The sequence below is a fragment of the Flavobacterium sp. NG2 genome (assembly GCF_034119845.1).
GTDB lineage: Bacteria > Bacteroidota > Bacteroidia > Flavobacteriales > Flavobacteriaceae > Flavobacterium.
Genome location: NZ_CP139420.1, coordinates 2,508,143 through 2,523,679, shown reverse-complemented (window position 1 = coordinate 2,523,679; position 15,537 = coordinate 2,508,143). Strand labels below are relative to the sequence as shown.

Sequence of the window (15,537 nt, the reverse complement as noted above, 5' to 3'; positions counted from 1 at the left end):
AATAATTATAATTATAAATCAAAAACAAGTATGAAAACAATGAATCTATTAAAAACAGGAATTTCGTTTATGACTTTTGCACTACTACTATCTTGCAGCAAAGATGATGCAAATAGCAATGATAATGCAAGTACGCCAACTGACAGCCGAAATGTAAAGTATGAAGTGTCTGGAACTGCTACTGGCACCTTTGATGTAACCTATATCACAGGGTCTAGTTCAGGGTCAAATGCAGTTCCTTCTGCTTTGCCATGGACAAAAGAAATAGTAGCACCAAATGGTTTTTTTGCTCCCACAATTAATGCCTCAGTATTTGGTGCGACTCCTGGCAAAACCTTGACCGCCAAAATATATGTGGGTGGGGTGGTCAAAAAAGAACAAACAGAAATAGTGCAATCAAACGGAATGGCTATTATTGGAGGGCTACAATATTCACTAAAATAAATTTAACAGTTTTTGTTTATTTTTTTGAAAATAATGAGCCTAAACTATTCTTGATTGGGTGTTATTTTTAAGAAAAAGTTTTAAATCACTTGCGCAACTGATTAATTGCATATATATTTGCAACTAATTAGTTGCGTTTTTAATAAAAAGATAATGAGAAGAGATGTATTTCAGGCAATAGCCGACCCCACGAGAAGAGCAATTTTAGGATTGATTGCAGTACAAGCCATGACTCCCAATGCCATTGCAGCCAATTTTGATTCGAGTAGGCAGGCTATTTCAAAACATATTCAAATTTTGACCGAATGTGAACTTTTGAATCAAGTGCAATCGGGCAGAGAAATTTACTATCACTTTAACCCCGAAAAAATGAAAGAAGTTGCCGACTGGTTAACCCCATTTAAGAAATTATGGGAAGACCGTTTTGACCAATTAGACCAATTGCTTCTTAAAATGCAATCACAATCAAAAGACGAATAGTAATCAATAAACAACCGTTATAATGAATACAGAAAACAGACAATTAAACATTAATAGAATTTTTAAAGCTCCAATAGAACTTGTTTGGAAAGCTTGGACAGAACCAGAACTTATTGCAAACTGGTGGGGACCCAACGGATTTTCTACTACCATTCACAATATGAATGTTGAGGTAGGGGGTGAATGGAAACTCACTATGCACGGTCCTGATGGAACAAATTATCCGAATAGGAGTATTTACAAAGAAATCATCCCATACAAAAAAATTGTGTTTGAACATTTTAATCCAAATTTCATTACTACTGTTTTATTTGAATCTCAAGGAGAAGAAACTCTAATGGATTGGACGATGTTATTTGAAACAGAAGAAATGTTTGAAGCGGTAGTAAAAGCCCACAAAGCAGATGAAGGTTTAAAACAAAACGTAGAAAAATTAGCCGAATATTTAACGAACCTAAAATCCTTGTAAAATGAAAAATAACTTAGTATTCGATTTTAAAATCAATAAAGAAAATCATACTGTTGCTATTGAACGTGAGTTTTTAGGAAATCTTGATTTGGTTTGGAAAGTTCCATTCGTGCATTTCGAATCCTGAATATGGCAATTGTTGGTGTATTGGTGAATACAAAGAAGTTGTACCAAATTCGAAAATTGTATTTACAATGATTAACGCAGATGAAAATGGTAATCCGACAGACCCTACCAAAATCGGAATGGATCCTGATTGGCCAGGGCAAACATTGGTTACCATTACTTTCAAAAAAGAAAATACTAAAACAAGAATGGAATTGCATCAAACAGTTTCTCAAGAATTAGCAATAAAAACGGGTGCCTATCCTAGTTGGTTACAAATGTTAGATAAAATGCAATTGCTTCTCCATCAAAAAAATTAGAATGAAAAAGACAGTCATTTATTCAGTATTATTACTACTTATTCTACTCTCGTGTAGTGCCACAAAAAATAAAATTGAAAGAAATCAAATGAAAGCAACTGAAAATAATTCCTTAAGTTATATGGAAGTAAATGGACTAAAAATGTATTATGAAGTTCACGGACAAGGCAATCCATTAGTATTAATTCACGGTGGTGGTTCTACAATTCAAACGACTTTTGGAAGAATTTTAGCTACACTGGCAAAAACGAATAAAGTAATTGCTGTCGAGATGCAAGCTCACGGGCATACGGCAGACCGAGATACACCACTCACATTTGAGCAAGATGCCGATGATATTGCCTCATTACTTCAGCAACTCAACATTAAAAAAGCAACCATTTTTGGTTTTAGCAATGGAGCAAGCACAACGCTTCAGTTTGCCATTCGACATCCAGAAATGACCGATAAAATCATTGTAGCATCTACATTTTATAAAAAATCTGGTGCTCCAGATTGGTTTTGGGATATGATGAATAACCCCTCGTTTGAAGGTATGCCCCAAATGTACAAAGATGCATTTCTAGAAATAAACCCAGATACCATAGCACTCCGTCAAATGTATGAAAGAGATGTACAAAGAATGCAAACTTTTACGAACATTTCAGAGGAGCAAATAAAATCCATCAAAGTACCTACTTTAATCGTTATTGGAGACAAGGATGTTGTTACTCCTGAACACGCCATTGAAATGCAAAGGCTTATTCCAAATTCTGAATTAGCAATTGTTCCTGGGGGTCACGGTACGTATATGGGAGAAATTACCACATTAAAACCAAATTATAAAGAAACTGACTTTGTTATTATTCCATTGATAAATAATTTTCTAGCCAAAGGAAATGATAAAAATGAATAGTTTTTCTATTCTGACTCAAATTTAAAACTTTAAAAGCACTCGAAAAATTTAACTAACTAAAATCAATAACTATGGAAACAATCAAAAAAATATCGAAAGCAATTGTATGGACATCCTACATTCTACAAGGTATTATAGTCCTAATGTTCTTAATGGGTGCTTTTATGAATCTTTCACAAAATGAAGAAGCTATAAAAGGCGCAGTTGAAATGGGGTACCCTAAAGAAGCTATGCTCTATTTAGGTATTGTGCAACTTATAGCTATCCTTTTATATGCTATCCCCAGAACAGTAATTATTGGTGCTATCCTCATAACAGGCTGGCTTGGTGGTGCAGTTGCAACTCACGTTATCCACAAAGATCCAATGTTCAATATTGTTTTTCCTGTGATTTTTGGAATCATTGTTTGGGGAAGTATTTGGTTGCGAAATGAAAAGCTAAAACTTTTGGTTTTAAACTAAAAAAAAAATGAATACACCTAAACCAAAATCAATTGAGGAATACATTGCAATTCAACCCGAATTTCATCAAGAGTTGTTGTACAAAATAATAAAAACGATAAAAAAAACAGCTCCACAAGTTGAGGAATCGATACGTTACAATATGCCGGCTTTTAAATTAAACAAGACCCATATTTATGTAGCGGCATATAAAAATCATATTGGGATGTATCCTATGTATGGATTGGATGAAATAGAAAATGAACTTTCGAAATACAGAGCGAAAGGCACAAAAGATAGTATTCATTTTCCGTTCAAAAATCCCATTCCTTTTGACTTAATTGAAAAAATAGTTAAACTAAAAATGATCTAAAACCCACTATTATGGCAAATCCAACCGTTGTTACAGCAGAACCAAATAGACAAGAGCTTTTTATAACAAGAGAATTTAATGCACCAAGAGAATTAGTATTTAAGGCATTTACCACACCTGAAATACTATTGCAATTTTATGCCCCTTTTGGAATAAAAATGAAGTTTAATTATGCAGATTTCCAAAATGGAGGATCTTACAGTTGGACACATTCTGATGGAGCAGATAAAATTTATTGCACTTTCAAAGGGGTGATACACGAAATTGTGGCGCCAGAAAGAATGATTCAAACGGCTGAAATGGAAGATTTACCAAAAGGCGGACAAGTGTGTTTGGAAATTTTCACTTTTGAAGAGTTAAGCAACAACAAAACAAAACTTATTATTCAAGATGTATTTCGATCCATTGAAGATCGAGATGAAATGGTACAAAGTGGATTTGAAAGCGGTGTTGTTGCTATTTTTGAGCAATTGGATGAATTATTAATAGAAGGAAAAATTAGATAATAGCATCTATAATTTTAATGAGAACACTATGAAGCCATTAAAAATTTTAAAGACTTGTTCAGAAGGACACCAATTTTATAAAAGTTCCGATTGTCCAACTTGTCCTGTTTGTGAAGAAAATAGAAAACCAAAAGATAACTTTTTATCATTGCTTGGAGCTCCTGCTCGACGGGCTTTGGAAAATAACGGAATAATCACTGTAGAACAACTTTCAAAATTTAGCGAAAAAGAAATTTTAAGTTTTCACGGAATGGGAAAAAGTTCTTTGCCAAAACTTCAAAAAATCCTAACCGACAATAAATTAGAATTTAAAAAGTAAACTAGAAATTTAAAGATATTTAAAAATGGAAAACAAAAACATAATAATCGAACGCGTTTTTAATGCTCCTCTCCCACTCGTTTGGAAAGCATTGACCGAAAAAGAATTAATGAAACAATGGTATTTTGATTTGGAAGAATTCAAAGTAGAAATTGGTTTTAAATTTCAATTTACTGGTGGTCCAAGTCCAGAGAAACAATATGTTCATCTTTGTAAAATTGTGGAAGTTATTCAAGAACAAAAACTAGCTTACACTTGGAGATACGAAGGTTTTGAAGGAAATTCATTGGTTATTTTTGAATTAATTCCTGTAAACGAAAACCAAACTAAACTAAAGCTTACCCATTCTGGCATTGAAACATTCCCACAAAATAACCCTGATTTTGCAATTGGTAATTTTGAAGCAGGTTGGAATGCAATTGTCAATACTAATTTGAAAGATTTTTTAGAACCCAATTTTAAAAATAATTTTACAGTAAATGCTAGCGCTGATGTCGTTTTCGATGCATTAATAAACCGTATTCCCGATTGGTGGACTGAGGATTTTTCCGGATCATCAAATAAAATTAATGATGAATTTACAGTGCGTTTTGGGTCAACATTTAAAACAATGAAAATTTTGGAACTTATTCCAAATCAAAAAATAGTTTGGCTTTGTACAGACACCTTGATTGCTATTCCAGAATTACCGCATAATACCGAATGGAAAGACACTAAAATTATCTGGGAATTGGAAAATAAAAATCTAGAAACAACTATTTCTTTAACTCACGTTGGGCTAACCCCACAATCGGAATGTTATGAAATATGTGAACAGGGTTGGAATTCTTTTGTGCAAAGTTTAAAGCAGTTGTCAGAAACCAATACTGGACTCCCGTTTAAAAAGGAGTAATTTAATTCTTTAACCTTCAAAATGACAATATTAAAGACAATTTTTAAAAGAAATAAACCCATTATACTATATGGTTTTCTGCTCGCTATTTTAGTTTTTATTCTAAAATGGTTGCAATGGAAATTTCTAATTATTGATAATTCTGTAGATATTTATGTGGGTTTAGTGGCTTTATTTTTTACCATTCTGGGAGTTTGGATAGCGACCCAATTGACAAAACCCAAAGTCGAAACTATTGTTATTGAAAAAGAAATAGTTGTATTTAAAAACGAATTTACGATTAACGAAGCGGAATTAAAAAAATTAAATTTAAGCAATCGTGAATATGAAATAATGCTTCTTTTAGCAAAAGGATACAGTAACGCAACCATTGCTCAAAATTTATTTCTTACACTAAGCACTGTAAAAACACATATTTCAAATCTATTTTTGAAAATGGATGTCAAAAGTAGAACGCAAGTAATAGAAAAAGCAAAACGCTTACAAATAATAAAATAATTGATTTTTTTGTATAGAAATTTTCAATTTGGTACTAAAGTATGAATAGGGTATTTCATATAATTTTTAGTTTTGAATTTAATTTAAAAAACAAAAGCTATGAAAAAAAGCGTTCTTATTTTTGGGTTAATACTAGGCGCTGTCTTATGTATTAATATGATTTACACAGTGAATTTATGTTATTCCGATTTTGATTTTAAAAGTAATGATGTTATAGGTTATGCCTCAATGGTTGTTATACTTTCTTTAATCTTTTTTGGGGTGAAAAACTATCGAAACAAGCAGTTGAATGGATTTATTTCGTTCAAAGAAGCATTAAAAACAGGAGCTTTAATTGCTGTAATTGCCTCAACAATATACGTTGCTGTTTGGTTATTTTACTATTATTTATTTGTTCCAGATTTTTTAGACCATTACATACCACATGTATTAAAAGAAACACCTGCAACTGAATTGGCTACTAAAACCCAAGAAATGGCAAACTTCAAAGAAATGTATAAAAATCCATTTTTTGTAGTGCTAATAACCTATGCCGAAGTCTTACCGCTAGGATTAATCGTTTCACTTGTAAGTGCTTTGATTTTAAAAAAGAAAACAATAAAAAATACAATTGGTTAGTTTTAAGTAAAATAGTCGAAGAAAAATAATTTAAAAAACACTTGACTCATACGTATCGTTATGTCTTTACTTTGCATTGTTAATTAATAAAAAATGAAAAAGTATTCAGTAAAGGAATTGTCAAAATAAGCTGGTGTAAGTGTTCGCACACTGCATCACTATGATGCTATTGGGTTACTAAAACCTGCCATCCGTACCGAGGCTAAGTACAGATTGTATGGAGAAAATGAATTGTTGAAATTGCAGCAAATCCTTTTCTATAAAGAACTCGATTTTTCCCTTCAAGAAATTATAGAAACTTTAGAATATCCTGATTTTGATTTGGTTCAAGCGCTTGAAAATCACAAAAGGACTCTTACATCAAAGCAAGAACAAATTGCTGTAATGCTGAATACAATTGAGAAAACAATGTCTAATTTAAAAAACAAAAAAATGATTACAGACAACGAATTGTATGAAGGTTTTTCTAAAAAAGAAAGCAAAAAACTTCGTGATGAAGCTATTGAAAAATATGGTAGTAATGCCGTTAAAACAAGTGAGAATTATTTAAAAAAACTATCCAAAGAGGAAAAAGAGGAACTGGAACAACTGAAAAAGGAACAACAAGAAATATTTAAAAACTTGTTTAAACTATCTTCAAAAAGTGCAGAAACTGAAGAGGTTCAATTAGAAGTAGCACGACACTATTCTAATATAAGAAAACTTTGGGGAACAGCTGGTCTTTTTGACACTCAAAAAAAGGAATATAAAGGATTAGGAAAATTATATCTAGATGACGAGAGATTCACTATGGTGGATGGAAAAGCACAACCTCATTTTGCTAAATTTCTCTCTGGAGCTATGATCTATTTTATGAATTCACAGTTAATATAAAATATTTTCACTTTTTAAGACTATAAAATGTAACAAATTAAGCAGTTACGATACTATTTATAAAAAAACAAAATGAACGATAAAAATAATCAACGTGTTTACAAAATGCCTTTTGCCACGGTCTATCCTCTTTACATAAAAAAAGTAGAACGAAAAGGGCGTACAAAAGCAGAGGTAGATGAAATTATTTTTTGGCTGACGGGATACAATGCACAAACATTGCAAGAGCAAATTGACAATAAAACTGATTTTGAAAACTTTTTTGCCCAAGCTCCTCAAATGAATCCAAACGTTTCTAAAATTACTGGAGTAATTTGTGGGTATCGTGTTGAGGAAATTGAAGATAAAGTGATTCAGCAAGTGCGGTATTTGGACAAGTTGGTGGACGAATTGGCCAAAGGCAAGACAATGGATAAAATTTTAAGAAAATGATTGTTTAAGTCAAAAACAACTGTCAAAGGGTTGTCACTATAATTGAATTTCTTTGTATTATAAATTTAATGATTGTTCCAAATGATAGAAATTTACAAAACCAATATTATCAAAATTGATCAGGCAAAAAAAGTTTATAACCAGCTCAAAAAAAGTTTTCCTAGCTATAAAATTGATTTTGATTTGGAAGATTGCGATCGTATTTTAAGGATCGATACAATTGATAAAGAATTAAACCAAGATGCTATTCTAAAAATAGTAACTGATTGTGGTTTTTATATTGAAGTCTTAGCAGATGAAATTCCGTTTTTAAAGGTCTAAAAATTATTCTATGGCATATACTGATAATATTTCGAGACTATCCCGATTGACAGCGATTCATTTAAAATTACAATCGAATTTGTATGTTTCTGTAGAGCAATTATCCGAACAATTTGAAATTAGCAAACGAACTGTGTATAGAGATTTAGCGGCTTTGGAACAAGCCAATGTACCCATAGTTGCCGTTGAAGGAAAAGGATACACCTTAATGGATGGTTATAAAATCCCACCAGTTATGTTTACAGAATCAGAGGCTAATGCACTCATTTTTGCCGAAAAAATGATGGCAAAAACCAAAGACGAATCACTGATAAACGAATTCAACAAAGCCATTAATAAAGTAAAAGCTGTCTTGCGAAAAGACGAAAAAACAAAAGCCGATTTCCTATCCCAAAGAACCGTAATTGGAAAAAATTGGGAAAATGAAAAAACGAGCAATTTTTTATCGACCATACAAGGTGCTTTGACCAATTTTGATGTTTTAAAAATTGGCTATCAAAAAGAATTTGAAACCAAATCCAATCTCAGAGACATTGAACCTTTTGCTATTTATCACAGTTTTTCTGAAGATTGGATTGTTGTCGCATGGTGTCGATTGAGAAATGAATTTCGGAATTTTAGAATCGACAGAATGAAAACGGTGGTTGTATTACAACAAAAATTCGAACCTCATATAATGACTATGGAAGAGTACGGAGAAATTCAAAGAAAAAAATATAGTGATGGAAATTGCGACAAAAAAGTAAATAAAAATTCTGATTCATTCTCAAAATAAAACTATCTGATATAAATAAAGGAAAAGAAATGGAAAATAAAAGCGCAACAGTAACCCAATTTTTAGACGAGCAAAACCATCCGTTCAAAAATGAAATTGAAGAATTACGCAATTGTATTTTGGCTGCAAACCTTTCTTTGACAGAAAACATAAAATGGAATGGTCCTAATTATTGCGTTGACAATGAAGACCGAATTACGATGAGAATTCAGCCACCTACTAAACAGGTGCAACTAATATTTCATAGAGGTGCAAAAAAGCAAGAACAACCAAAAGATAAATTGATAGCCAATAAAAGTAAAATGTTAGTTTGGAAAGAAAATGACAGAGCCATTATAACTTTTAAAAGTAGGCAAGATATCGAAAATGGAAAAACGGAAATGACAACAATTGTAAACGAATGGATTAACGCCTCGAAATAAAAAATGGTAATCCTTATCTTTGGAAGTGAAAAAATAGTAACCCAATTAGAACAATTGTGAGAAAAATAATAGCAGCAATCAATATGACACTTGATGGCGTTTGCGACCATACTGTTGGGATGCCCGATGTCGAAATTCACTATCATTATACGGAACTTTTAAACCAAGGAGACGTAATACTTTATGGTAAAACAACCTATCAACTTATGGAATTTTGGCGAACGATTTTAGAGACCCCTTCCGAAGAAAAATCAATGAACGACTTTGCTCAAGCTATTCACAAAATTCCGAAAATTGTTTTTTCCCATACACTTACAAATGTGGATTGGGAAACGGCTTCAATTGCTAAACGAGATTTAAAAGAGGAAGTTTTAACACTCAAGCAACAAGCAGGTAAAAATATTTTAGTGGGTTGTCGCAGTTTAATTATTCAGTTAATGAATCTTAATTTAATTGATGAGTTTCAAATTTGCATTTATCCAATGGTAGAAGGAAAAGGGCTAGCCTTGTTTGACAAAATAAATGACAGGAAAATTTTTAAGCTTTTAAAATCAAAAACCTTTGATTTAGGTGCTATAATACTTTATTATGAACTTATAAAACAGTAAAATTTTACCAATCAGAAAATAAAAAAATGAAAAAGCTAAACCATTATGTTTCTATATACAAAGAACAACTCGAAAAAGGTGACATTCAAGAAGCTTATGTTGGTCTAGTCAAGTATGTTACCAAACTAGGAACCTACCTATCCAAAAACTTATCGGAAAGTTATTCCTTTGGAAACCTATTTCAAGGCTATATGGATTATACTTATTTTTATTATACCAATGATTTTTTAAAACAGCGAAAACTAAAAATGGGCCTCGTACTAAACCATTCAAAAATGCAATTTGAAGTTTGGTTATTAGGGCAAACCATTCCTATTCAAGAAAAATATTGGGACTATTTTAAAACAACCCAATGGAATAAAAATAGAACTAGCAGACCTCAATATTCCATTTTGGAAGCGGTGTTAATTGCTAACCCTGACTTCAACGATTTGGATAAACTTTCAAAACAAATTGAAGATAAATTAGTAGTGATTACTCTTGAAATTATTCAAGACATCAAAACGAGTAAATTAAACTAAATCTAAAATATGGAATTCTCCCCTTTTAATAAAGTGGTTCAACTTTGCATTCAAGGTATGGATATGGAAGAAAACAGTCAAAACGCAGAAGCCGAAAAACTATTTCTTCAAGCTTGGGAAGTAGCCACCAATGATTTTGAAAAATTTCTGGCAGCACATTATATTGCCCGACAGCAGAAAACGATTTCTGACAAATTAAACTGGTTAGAAACCGCTTTAGAATTTGCCCTGAAAGAAAATAATGATGCTGTAAAGAGTGCCTTAGCTTCTCTTTATTATACTATTGCCCAATGTCACAAAGCATTAAAAAATGAAGACAAAGCAACTGAGAATTTCAATTTAGCGAGTTCTCATCAAAATAACCCTTCTGATAAAGGTCCGTTTTATCATGGTACAAGAGCAGATTTACAAATTGGCGATTTATTAATTGCAGGTGGGAAATCCAATTACAAATCCGAACTACAAATGAATCATATATGTTTTACCGCTTTGGTGAATGGAGCTGGACTTGCAGCAGCCTTAGCCAAAGGCGATGGAAATGAAAGAGTTTATATTGTGGAACCTACTGGAATTTATGAAAACGACCCGAATTTGACAGACAAGAAATTCCCTGGTAATCCTTCACGTTCCTATCGTTCGGAAGCTCCTCTAAAAATCGTTGGAGAAGTCACCGAATGGGTAAAGCAGTCCCCTGAGGATATCAAAAAATTTCGAGAAAAATTAGAAAATAATAAAGGAGAAATAATAAACTAATAATTACATAACAATAGAATTACGGATAATCTTCCAACCAAACAACACTCTAAAAATTTAATATTATGAAAACGTATAAACCCGAAAATTATAATTCACTTTCACCCTATTTAATTGTTGATGATGCACAAAAATTGGTTGACTTGCTCAAAGCCGTATTTAATGCAACTGAATTTAGAAGATTTGATCGTGAAAACGGAACTATTGCACATGTGGAACTCAAATTAGACGATAGTATTCTAATGATTAGCAACAGCACACCAGAGTATCCAGCAAACAAAACGATGCTTCATATGTATGTTGCCGATGTTTTTGAAACTTTTGACAAAGCCATCGAAAACGGTTGTGAAATAATCGAAAAACCGATCAACAAACCCAACGATCCGGATACAAGAGGTGCTTTTTACGACTTTGCAGGGAATTATTGGGCTGTAAGTATGCAGACAAATTAAACGTTTGTTTTTAAAAGAGAAAAAAAAATAAAAATAGAGAGCAAATGCGAAAATTATCACTCTTCATTGCCACAAGTTTAGATGGTTATATTGCCAAACCAAATGATGACTTAAGTTTTTTAAAAATAGTAGAAAAAGAAGGAGAGGATTATGGTTATGCTGAATTCACAGCAACTATTGACACTATTATTATTGGGAGAAAAACATATGATTATGTCGTTAAGGAAATTGGTGCTTCACACTATGATAATGGAAAAAGAGACGTTTATGTAATTACAAGAACAAGAAGGTCTGATATTGGTAAAGTAAAATTTTACACAGGGGTGTTAAATGAATTAGTAAAAAAACTTAAAAATGAAACTGGCAAAACTATTTACTGCGATGGTGGAGCTGAAATCATTAATGAGCTTTTAAAAAATGATTTGATTGATGAACTCATTATTTCAGTTATTCCAATTTTATTAGGCAACGGAACACGATTATTTAAAGACGGAAGACCTGAGCAAATACTTGAATTTGTGACGGCAAAAACGTTTGATACGGGCTTGACACAATTACATTACAAACGCAAAAAATAAAAAACAATATGAGTGCAAAATTTGAAGCAGGAATTAACATCGCCATAAAAGTCCCTAAAAGTAAATACGAAAAAACAGTAGCTTTTTATAGAGATATTTTGAAATTGGAAGTCGAAGAAAAACCAATAAACAACCCAACCATTTCTAGAACACATGAAGTGAAATTCGGGAATAATATTATTTGGCTAGATTGTGTAGATAACTATAGCCATTCCGAAACTTGGTTACAGCTTACTGTTCCAAACATAGAGGAAGCAACAGGTTATTTAAAATCAAATGGAGTGGAAACTTGTGACGAATTGGAAGAACTTCCCACCAATATGCATTGGATTCAAGATCCAGCTGGAACGGTTTTCAATTTGCAAGAGCGATGAATAACGTAATTTTAATTAATGATCAGTCGAACACCACACCTTAGTTCTAGACATACCCATAACAGAGACAATAAATAGTATAGCATGCCAACAAAAACTAATAAATAAGAGTAAAACAAATTAAAAAATATACCAATTGGTATATTATTTTTTTTATCTTTACATCAAAATAATACCATTTGATGATTTCAAAAGCAGAACGTACCAAACAATTAATAATAGAAAAAACAGCTCCTATATTCAACGCTAAAGGATTTGTAGGTACTTCTATGCATGATATCACAGAGGCTACAGGTCTCACAAAAGGTAGTATTTATGGCAATTTTGAAAATAAGGATGAAGTAGCATTAGCAGCATTTGACTATAACCATAATGAGATTATTGCATACTTACGTAAAAGGATTGAAGCAAGGACAAATACGATAGATCGGTTGTTAGTATATCCTGAAACATATAAAATATTTTTAGAATTACCTATTTTAAAAGCTGGCTGTCCAATTTTAAATACCGCTACCGAAGCTGATGATACACATCCACTTCTAAAAGTAAAGGTCATTAATGCTTTAAAAAATTGGAAGAAAGCAATAGAAAAAATGATAGAAAGAGGTATTGAGCGACAAGAAGTAAAAAGTACTACCAATGCGAGTGATTTTGCTTTTATTATGATGTCTTTAATTGAAGGAGCTATGATGCAAGCCAAAGTTACAGGGGATCCCGAAGTACTTAAAGTAAGTATGTCCTATTTAGAAAAATTAATTAACGAATTGAAACCTTAAAAAAATTTAACTTTAAATATACCAATCGGTATATTTTAAATATAGATTAACAAAAGTTTGACTTATGAAACAGGTACTAATTATACACGAAGTTCAAGATTACAAAGTTTGGAAACAAATATTTGACAACGCTTCTGACATCAGAAAAAAAGCGGGTGAAATCTCCTATCAAGTTCTTAAATACGAGAACGAACCAAATAAAATTGTTCACTATTCGGTCTGGTCCTCAATTGAAAATGCAAAGAAATTCTTTGAATCACCAGAATTGATTGAAATTCGAAAACAAGCAGGAGTAAAATCACCTGATTTTATATATTTAGAAGAGTTAGAAGCAGGTGTGTTATAAATCATTTATACATCAATTAAAATCGAAATAGTATGGATACAAATTATTTAGATAGCGTTATAAAACAATTTGAATACTATAAAATGTTAGGGGACAAAACCTTTGCGCAAATCCCTGACGAAAAATTATTTTGGAAGTACAACAATGAAAGCAACAATATCGCCATAATAGTTAAACATCTTAGCGGAAATATGCTTTCACGTTGGACAGATTTTCTTACTTCAGATGGTGAGAAAGATTGGCGCAACCGTGATGCTGAATTTGAAAATGATATTCAAACAAAAGAAGAATTAATTGAAGTTTGGAATCGTGGCTGGGATTGTCTTTTTTCAACATTAAAAAGCCTAACTGCTAGAGATTTAAATACAATTATTTACATCCGAAATCAAGGGCATACAACTTTAGAAGCTATCAATCGCCAATTAGCACATTATCCTTATCATATAGGACAAATAGTTTTTCTAGGTAAAATGATATGTGACGATAAATGGGTTTCTCTTTCCATCCCAAAAGGCAATTCAAAAACTTATAATGCGGAAAAATTTTCAAAGCCCAAACATAATGAACATTTTACAAATGAATATCTAATTAAAAATAAGGAAAATGAATAAAGAAAACATCATTATCAAACTTAGAGATAATCATTCTGATTTTTGGAAAACAGCTTCTAATCATGAAGATAAGAATAGTTCAACTGATGGTAAATGGACAGTTAACGAAAATGTGGATCATATCAATAAGTCAATTTCAATATTGATAAACTTTCTATCAACTCCTAAACCAATGTTAGAATCAAGATTTGGATTGAACGATGGAAAATCCATCAGTTACGAAGCTCTTGTGGAAAAATACCATTTGGCAATAAAGAATGGAGTCAAGTCACCTCCACCTTTATTACCCAGTACAGATTTAAACCACGAAGAACTAATCAAAGGCGGAAATAAATTAGTAAAAGATTTAATACATTCACTCAACAATTGGAGCGAAAAAGAATTAGACCAGTATCTGTGTCCTCATCCCGCACTCTCTTTAATCAGTGTCCGAGAGGTTTTGTATTTCACAATGTATCACGTAGAACATCATCATCAAATGATTAAAAGAATTTCAATTAATCGTTTCAACTATGAAAACACAATTTGAAAAAGCGGAACTTTTTAAAAAACTCCATGAGGATAAATCCACGTTCATAATTCCAAATCCCTGGGATGTAGCCACAACGAAAATAGTAGAGAATTTAGGCTTCAAAGCATTAGCTACATCGAGTGCAGCGATAGCTTTTAGCGAAGGAGTTTCAGACAATCAATTACCGTTAGATAATGTGCTACAGTACCTTGAAAAAATTTCTAGAGCAACTAATTTACCTGTATCAGCTGATTTAGGGAATGGGTTTTATGATGAACCTAAAAAGATTTTTGACACAATCAAATTAGCTGCAAATACAGGTATCGTAGGTGCTTCAATTGAAGATGTAAAGAATAACGAGAGCTATTCGATTGAATTTTCTGCTGAACGAATTACCGCTGCAACTGAAGCCATAGCAAGTTTAGATTTTCCTTTTTTATTAACTGCTCGCGCAGATAATTATACTATTGGCAAAACTGACTTAAAAGATACAATTAAACGATTACAAGCGTACCAAAGTGCAGGTGCTGATGTTCTTTTTGCACCAGGTATTAAAAGTATAAAAGACATTCAATCTATACTGCATGAAATAGACAAACCATTAAATGTAATGATGGGGTTAAAAGATTGCCATCTTGATTTTGAGAGTTTATCAAAAATAGGTGTAAAAAGAATTAGCCTTGGAGCTTCCCTGTATAGACATGCAATGACGTCATTCATCGAAACAGTAAAAAGTTTAAATCAAAATGGAAAATTTGATTTTGCGCAAACAGCAATTAGTTCGGATGCACTTAATGAATTATTAAATATTTAATCCTTCTAAAA

Annotated in this window: 29 protein-coding genes; all 29 read left to right on the top strand. The window is 32.1% G+C overall.

Annotation, left to right across the window (positions count from 1 at the left end; translation table 11 throughout):
- The first annotated feature begins 30 nt into the window (after positions 1–30).
- The 29 genes from SLW70_RS10430 to SLW70_RS10290 all read left to right on the top strand — a co-directional run bounded on the left by SLW70_RS10430 (position 31) and on the right by SLW70_RS10290 (position 15,526).
- Positions 31–444, top strand: coding sequence for an MmpS family transport accessory protein (locus SLW70_RS10430; protein WP_320888294.1), 414 nt, complete (start codon positions 31–33; stop codon positions 442–444).
- Between the two features lie 153 nt (positions 445–597).
- Positions 598–924 (top strand): metalloregulator ArsR/SmtB family transcription factor, encoded by a 327-nt coding sequence (locus SLW70_RS10425; RefSeq protein ID WP_320888292.1) that lies wholly within the window; start codon positions 598–600, stop codon positions 922–924.
- 22 nt (positions 925–946) lie between these two features.
- Positions 947–1,393 (top strand): SRPBCC domain-containing protein, encoded by a 447-nt coding sequence (locus tag SLW70_RS10420; protein WP_320888291.1) that lies wholly within the window; start codon positions 947–949, stop codon positions 1,391–1,393.
- 1 nt (position 1,394) lies between these two features.
- Complete coding sequence (locus tag SLW70_RS10415; RefSeq protein ID WP_320888290.1) at positions 1,395–1,520, top strand: hypothetical protein; 126 nt, start codon at positions 1,395–1,397, stop codon at positions 1,518–1,520.
- Positions 1,477–1,818, top strand: a complete 342-nt coding sequence (locus tag SLW70_RS10410) for an SRPBCC domain-containing protein (protein ID WP_320888289.1) — start codon at positions 1,477–1,479, stop codon at positions 1,816–1,818. The genes SLW70_RS10415 and SLW70_RS10410 overlap by 44 nt, the downstream gene beginning before the upstream one ends.
- 1 nt (position 1,819) lies before the next feature.
- A complete protein-coding gene (locus SLW70_RS10405; protein WP_320888287.1) occupies positions 1,820–2,713 on the top strand; it encodes an alpha/beta hydrolase in 894 nt (297 codons plus the stop codon).
- A gap of 71 nt (positions 2,714–2,784) precedes the next feature.
- The gene (locus SLW70_RS10400) at positions 2,785–3,174 is read left to right on the top strand and encodes a DoxX family protein (protein WP_320888286.1); all 390 of its coding nucleotides are present in this window, start codon (positions 2,785–2,787) and stop codon (positions 3,172–3,174) included.
- Between the two features lie 7 nt (positions 3,175–3,181).
- The gene (locus SLW70_RS10395; protein ID WP_320888285.1) at positions 3,182–3,526 is read left to right on the top strand and encodes a DUF1801 domain-containing protein; all 345 of its coding nucleotides are present in this window, start codon (positions 3,182–3,184) and stop codon (positions 3,524–3,526) included.
- A gap of 11 nt (positions 3,527–3,537) precedes the next feature.
- A complete protein-coding gene (locus SLW70_RS10390; protein ID WP_320888283.1) occupies positions 3,538–4,032 on the top strand; it encodes an SRPBCC domain-containing protein in 495 nt (164 codons plus the stop codon).
- Between the two features lie 28 nt (positions 4,033–4,060).
- Positions 4,061–4,351, top strand: coding sequence for an RNA polymerase alpha subunit C-terminal domain-containing protein (locus SLW70_RS10385; RefSeq protein WP_320888282.1), 291 nt, complete (start codon positions 4,061–4,063; stop codon positions 4,349–4,351).
- 25 nt (positions 4,352–4,376) lie between these two features.
- The gene (locus tag SLW70_RS10380) at positions 4,377–5,243 is read left to right on the top strand and encodes an SRPBCC domain-containing protein (RefSeq protein WP_320888281.1); all 867 of its coding nucleotides are present in this window, start codon (positions 4,377–4,379) and stop codon (positions 5,241–5,243) included.
- 21 nt (positions 5,244–5,264) lie between these two features.
- Positions 5,265–5,741, top strand: a complete 477-nt coding sequence (locus tag SLW70_RS10375) for a response regulator transcription factor (protein ID WP_320888280.1) — start codon at positions 5,265–5,267, stop codon at positions 5,739–5,741.
- Positions 5,742–5,840: 99 nt separating this feature from the next.
- On the top strand, positions 5,841–6,359 hold the full coding sequence (locus tag SLW70_RS10370; RefSeq protein ID WP_320888278.1) for a DUF4199 domain-containing protein: 519 nt from the start codon (positions 5,841–5,843) through the stop codon (positions 6,357–6,359).
- A gap of 150 nt (positions 6,360–6,509) precedes the next feature.
- Positions 6,510–7,232, top strand: coding sequence for a MerR family transcriptional regulator (locus SLW70_RS10365; protein WP_320891786.1), 723 nt, complete (start codon positions 6,510–6,512; stop codon positions 7,230–7,232).
- Positions 7,233–7,304: 72 nt separating this feature from the next.
- A complete protein-coding gene (locus SLW70_RS10360) occupies positions 7,305–7,664 on the top strand; it encodes a DUF2200 domain-containing protein (protein ID WP_320888277.1) in 360 nt (119 codons plus the stop codon).
- Positions 7,665–7,745: 81 nt separating this feature from the next.
- Entirely contained in the window at positions 7,746–7,985 is a 240-nt protein-coding gene (locus tag SLW70_RS10355; protein ID WP_414458253.1) for a hypothetical protein, read from the top strand.
- Positions 7,986–7,995: 10 nt separating this feature from the next.
- Positions 7,996–8,760, top strand: coding sequence for a YafY family protein (locus SLW70_RS10350; RefSeq protein WP_320888275.1), 765 nt, complete (start codon positions 7,996–7,998; stop codon positions 8,758–8,760).
- A 29-nt stretch (positions 8,761–8,789) separates the two neighbouring features.
- Entirely contained in the window at positions 8,790–9,182 is a 393-nt protein-coding gene (locus SLW70_RS10345; RefSeq protein ID WP_320888274.1) for a DUF1801 domain-containing protein, read from the top strand.
- Between the two features lie 56 nt (positions 9,183–9,238).
- A complete protein-coding gene (locus SLW70_RS10340; RefSeq protein WP_320888273.1) occupies positions 9,239–9,790 on the top strand; it encodes a dihydrofolate reductase family protein in 552 nt (183 codons plus the stop codon).
- Between the two features lie 26 nt (positions 9,791–9,816).
- Positions 9,817–10,311, top strand: coding sequence for a DUF7000 family protein (locus SLW70_RS10335; protein WP_320888272.1), 495 nt, complete (start codon positions 9,817–9,819; stop codon positions 10,309–10,311).
- Between the two features lie 411 nt (positions 10,312–10,722).
- Positions 10,723–11,064, top strand: a complete 342-nt coding sequence (locus SLW70_RS16695) for an NAD(+)--rifampin ADP-ribosyltransferase (protein WP_414458252.1) — start codon at positions 10,723–10,725, stop codon at positions 11,062–11,064.
- Positions 11,065–11,129: 65 nt separating this feature from the next.
- The gene (locus SLW70_RS10325; protein ID WP_320888269.1) at positions 11,130–11,516 is read left to right on the top strand and encodes a VOC family protein; all 387 of its coding nucleotides are present in this window, start codon (positions 11,130–11,132) and stop codon (positions 11,514–11,516) included.
- Positions 11,517–11,560: 44 nt separating this feature from the next.
- Positions 11,561–12,094 carry a dihydrofolate reductase family protein gene (locus SLW70_RS10320; protein ID WP_320888268.1) on the top strand — a complete coding sequence of 178 codons (534 nt, stop codon included), beginning with the start codon at positions 11,561–11,563 and terminating at the stop codon, positions 12,092–12,094.
- A gap of 8 nt (positions 12,095–12,102) precedes the next feature.
- Positions 12,103–12,468, top strand: coding sequence for a hypothetical protein (locus SLW70_RS10315; protein WP_320888267.1), 366 nt, complete (start codon positions 12,103–12,105; stop codon positions 12,466–12,468).
- Positions 12,469–12,650: 182 nt separating this feature from the next.
- The gene (locus SLW70_RS10310) at positions 12,651–13,244 is read left to right on the top strand and encodes a TetR/AcrR family transcriptional regulator (protein WP_320888266.1); all 594 of its coding nucleotides are present in this window, start codon (positions 12,651–12,653) and stop codon (positions 13,242–13,244) included.
- 64 nt (positions 13,245–13,308) lie between these two features.
- Positions 13,309–13,590, top strand: coding sequence for an antibiotic biosynthesis monooxygenase (locus tag SLW70_RS10305; protein WP_320888265.1), 282 nt, complete (start codon positions 13,309–13,311; stop codon positions 13,588–13,590).
- Between the two features lie 32 nt (positions 13,591–13,622).
- Positions 13,623–14,201, top strand: coding sequence for a DUF1572 domain-containing protein (locus SLW70_RS10300; RefSeq protein WP_320888264.1), 579 nt, complete (start codon positions 13,623–13,625; stop codon positions 14,199–14,201).
- The gene (locus SLW70_RS10295) at positions 14,194–14,730 is read left to right on the top strand and encodes a DinB family protein (RefSeq protein WP_320888263.1); all 537 of its coding nucleotides are present in this window, start codon (positions 14,194–14,196) and stop codon (positions 14,728–14,730) included. The genes SLW70_RS10300 and SLW70_RS10295 overlap by 8 nt, the downstream gene beginning before the upstream one ends.
- Positions 14,714–15,526 carry an isocitrate lyase/phosphoenolpyruvate mutase family protein gene (locus tag SLW70_RS10290; RefSeq protein WP_320888262.1) on the top strand — a complete coding sequence of 271 codons (813 nt, stop codon included), beginning with the start codon at positions 14,714–14,716 and terminating at the stop codon, positions 15,524–15,526. Before SLW70_RS10295 ends, SLW70_RS10290 begins: the two co-directional genes overlap by 17 nt.
- Positions 15,527–15,537 lie beyond the last annotated feature (11 nt).

Excerpts from the sequence above, each read along its gene's own strand:
- SLW70_RS10350 (WP_320888275.1), top strand. The coding sequence starts at position 7,996 with ATGGCATATACTGATAATATTTCGAGACTATCCCGATTGACAGCGATT.
- SLW70_RS10430 (WP_320888294.1), top strand. The coding sequence starts at position 31 with ATGAAAACAATGAATCTATTAAAAACAGGAATTTCGTTTATGACTTTT.
- SLW70_RS10290 (WP_320888262.1), top strand. The coding sequence starts at position 14,714 with ATGAAAACACAATTTGAAAAAGCGGAACTTTTTAAAAAACTCCATGAG.
- SLW70_RS10325 (WP_320888269.1), top strand. The coding sequence starts at position 11,130 with ATGAAAACGTATAAACCCGAAAATTATAATTCACTTTCACCCTATTTA.
- SLW70_RS10295 (WP_320888263.1), top strand. The coding sequence starts at position 14,194 with ATGAATAAAGAAAACATCATTATCAAACTTAGAGATAATCATTCTGAT.
- SLW70_RS10390 (WP_320888283.1), top strand. The coding sequence starts at position 3,538 with ATGGCAAATCCAACCGTTGTTACAGCAGAACCAAATAGACAAGAGCTT.
- SLW70_RS10355 (WP_414458253.1), top strand. The coding sequence starts at position 7,746 with ATGATAGAAATTTACAAAACCAATATTATCAAAATTGATCAGGCAAAA.
- SLW70_RS10315 (WP_320888267.1), top strand. The coding sequence starts at position 12,103 with ATGAGTGCAAAATTTGAAGCAGGAATTAACATCGCCATAAAAGTCCCT.
- SLW70_RS10305 (WP_320888265.1), top strand. The coding sequence starts at position 13,309 with ATGAAACAGGTACTAATTATACACGAAGTTCAAGATTACAAAGTTTGG.
- SLW70_RS10370 (WP_320888278.1), top strand. The coding sequence starts at position 5,841 with ATGAAAAAAAGCGTTCTTATTTTTGGGTTAATACTAGGCGCTGTCTTA.
- SLW70_RS10320 (WP_320888268.1), top strand. The coding sequence starts at position 11,561 with ATGCGAAAATTATCACTCTTCATTGCCACAAGTTTAGATGGTTATATT.
- SLW70_RS10360 (WP_320888277.1), top strand. The coding sequence starts at position 7,305 with ATGAACGATAAAAATAATCAACGTGTTTACAAAATGCCTTTTGCCACG.
- SLW70_RS10375 (WP_320888280.1), top strand. The coding sequence starts at position 5,265 with ATGACAATATTAAAGACAATTTTTAAAAGAAATAAACCCATTATACTA.
- SLW70_RS10300 (WP_320888264.1), top strand. The coding sequence starts at position 13,623 with ATGGATACAAATTATTTAGATAGCGTTATAAAACAATTTGAATACTAT.
- SLW70_RS10310 (WP_320888266.1), top strand. The coding sequence starts at position 12,651 with ATGATTTCAAAAGCAGAACGTACCAAACAATTAATAATAGAAAAAACA.
- SLW70_RS10400 (WP_320888286.1), top strand. The coding sequence starts at position 2,785 with ATGGAAACAATCAAAAAAATATCGAAAGCAATTGTATGGACATCCTAC.
- SLW70_RS10415 (WP_320888290.1), top strand. The coding sequence starts at position 1,395 with ATGAAAAATAACTTAGTATTCGATTTTAAAATCAATAAAGAAAATCAT.
- SLW70_RS10420 (WP_320888291.1), top strand. The coding sequence starts at position 947 with ATGAATACAGAAAACAGACAATTAAACATTAATAGAATTTTTAAAGCT.
- SLW70_RS10385 (WP_320888282.1), top strand. The coding sequence starts at position 4,061 with ATGAAGCCATTAAAAATTTTAAAGACTTGTTCAGAAGGACACCAATTT.
- SLW70_RS10395 (WP_320888285.1), top strand. The coding sequence starts at position 3,182 with ATGAATACACCTAAACCAAAATCAATTGAGGAATACATTGCAATTCAA.
- SLW70_RS10425 (WP_320888292.1), top strand. The coding sequence starts at position 598 with ATGAGAAGAGATGTATTTCAGGCAATAGCCGACCCCACGAGAAGAGCA.
- SLW70_RS10345 (WP_320888274.1), top strand. The coding sequence starts at position 8,790 with ATGGAAAATAAAAGCGCAACAGTAACCCAATTTTTAGACGAGCAAAAC.
- SLW70_RS10380 (WP_320888281.1), top strand. The coding sequence starts at position 4,377 with ATGGAAAACAAAAACATAATAATCGAACGCGTTTTTAATGCTCCTCTC.
- SLW70_RS10405 (WP_320888287.1), top strand. The coding sequence starts at position 1,820 with ATGAAAAAGACAGTCATTTATTCAGTATTATTACTACTTATTCTACTC.
- SLW70_RS10335 (WP_320888272.1), top strand. The coding sequence starts at position 9,817 with ATGAAAAAGCTAAACCATTATGTTTCTATATACAAAGAACAACTCGAA.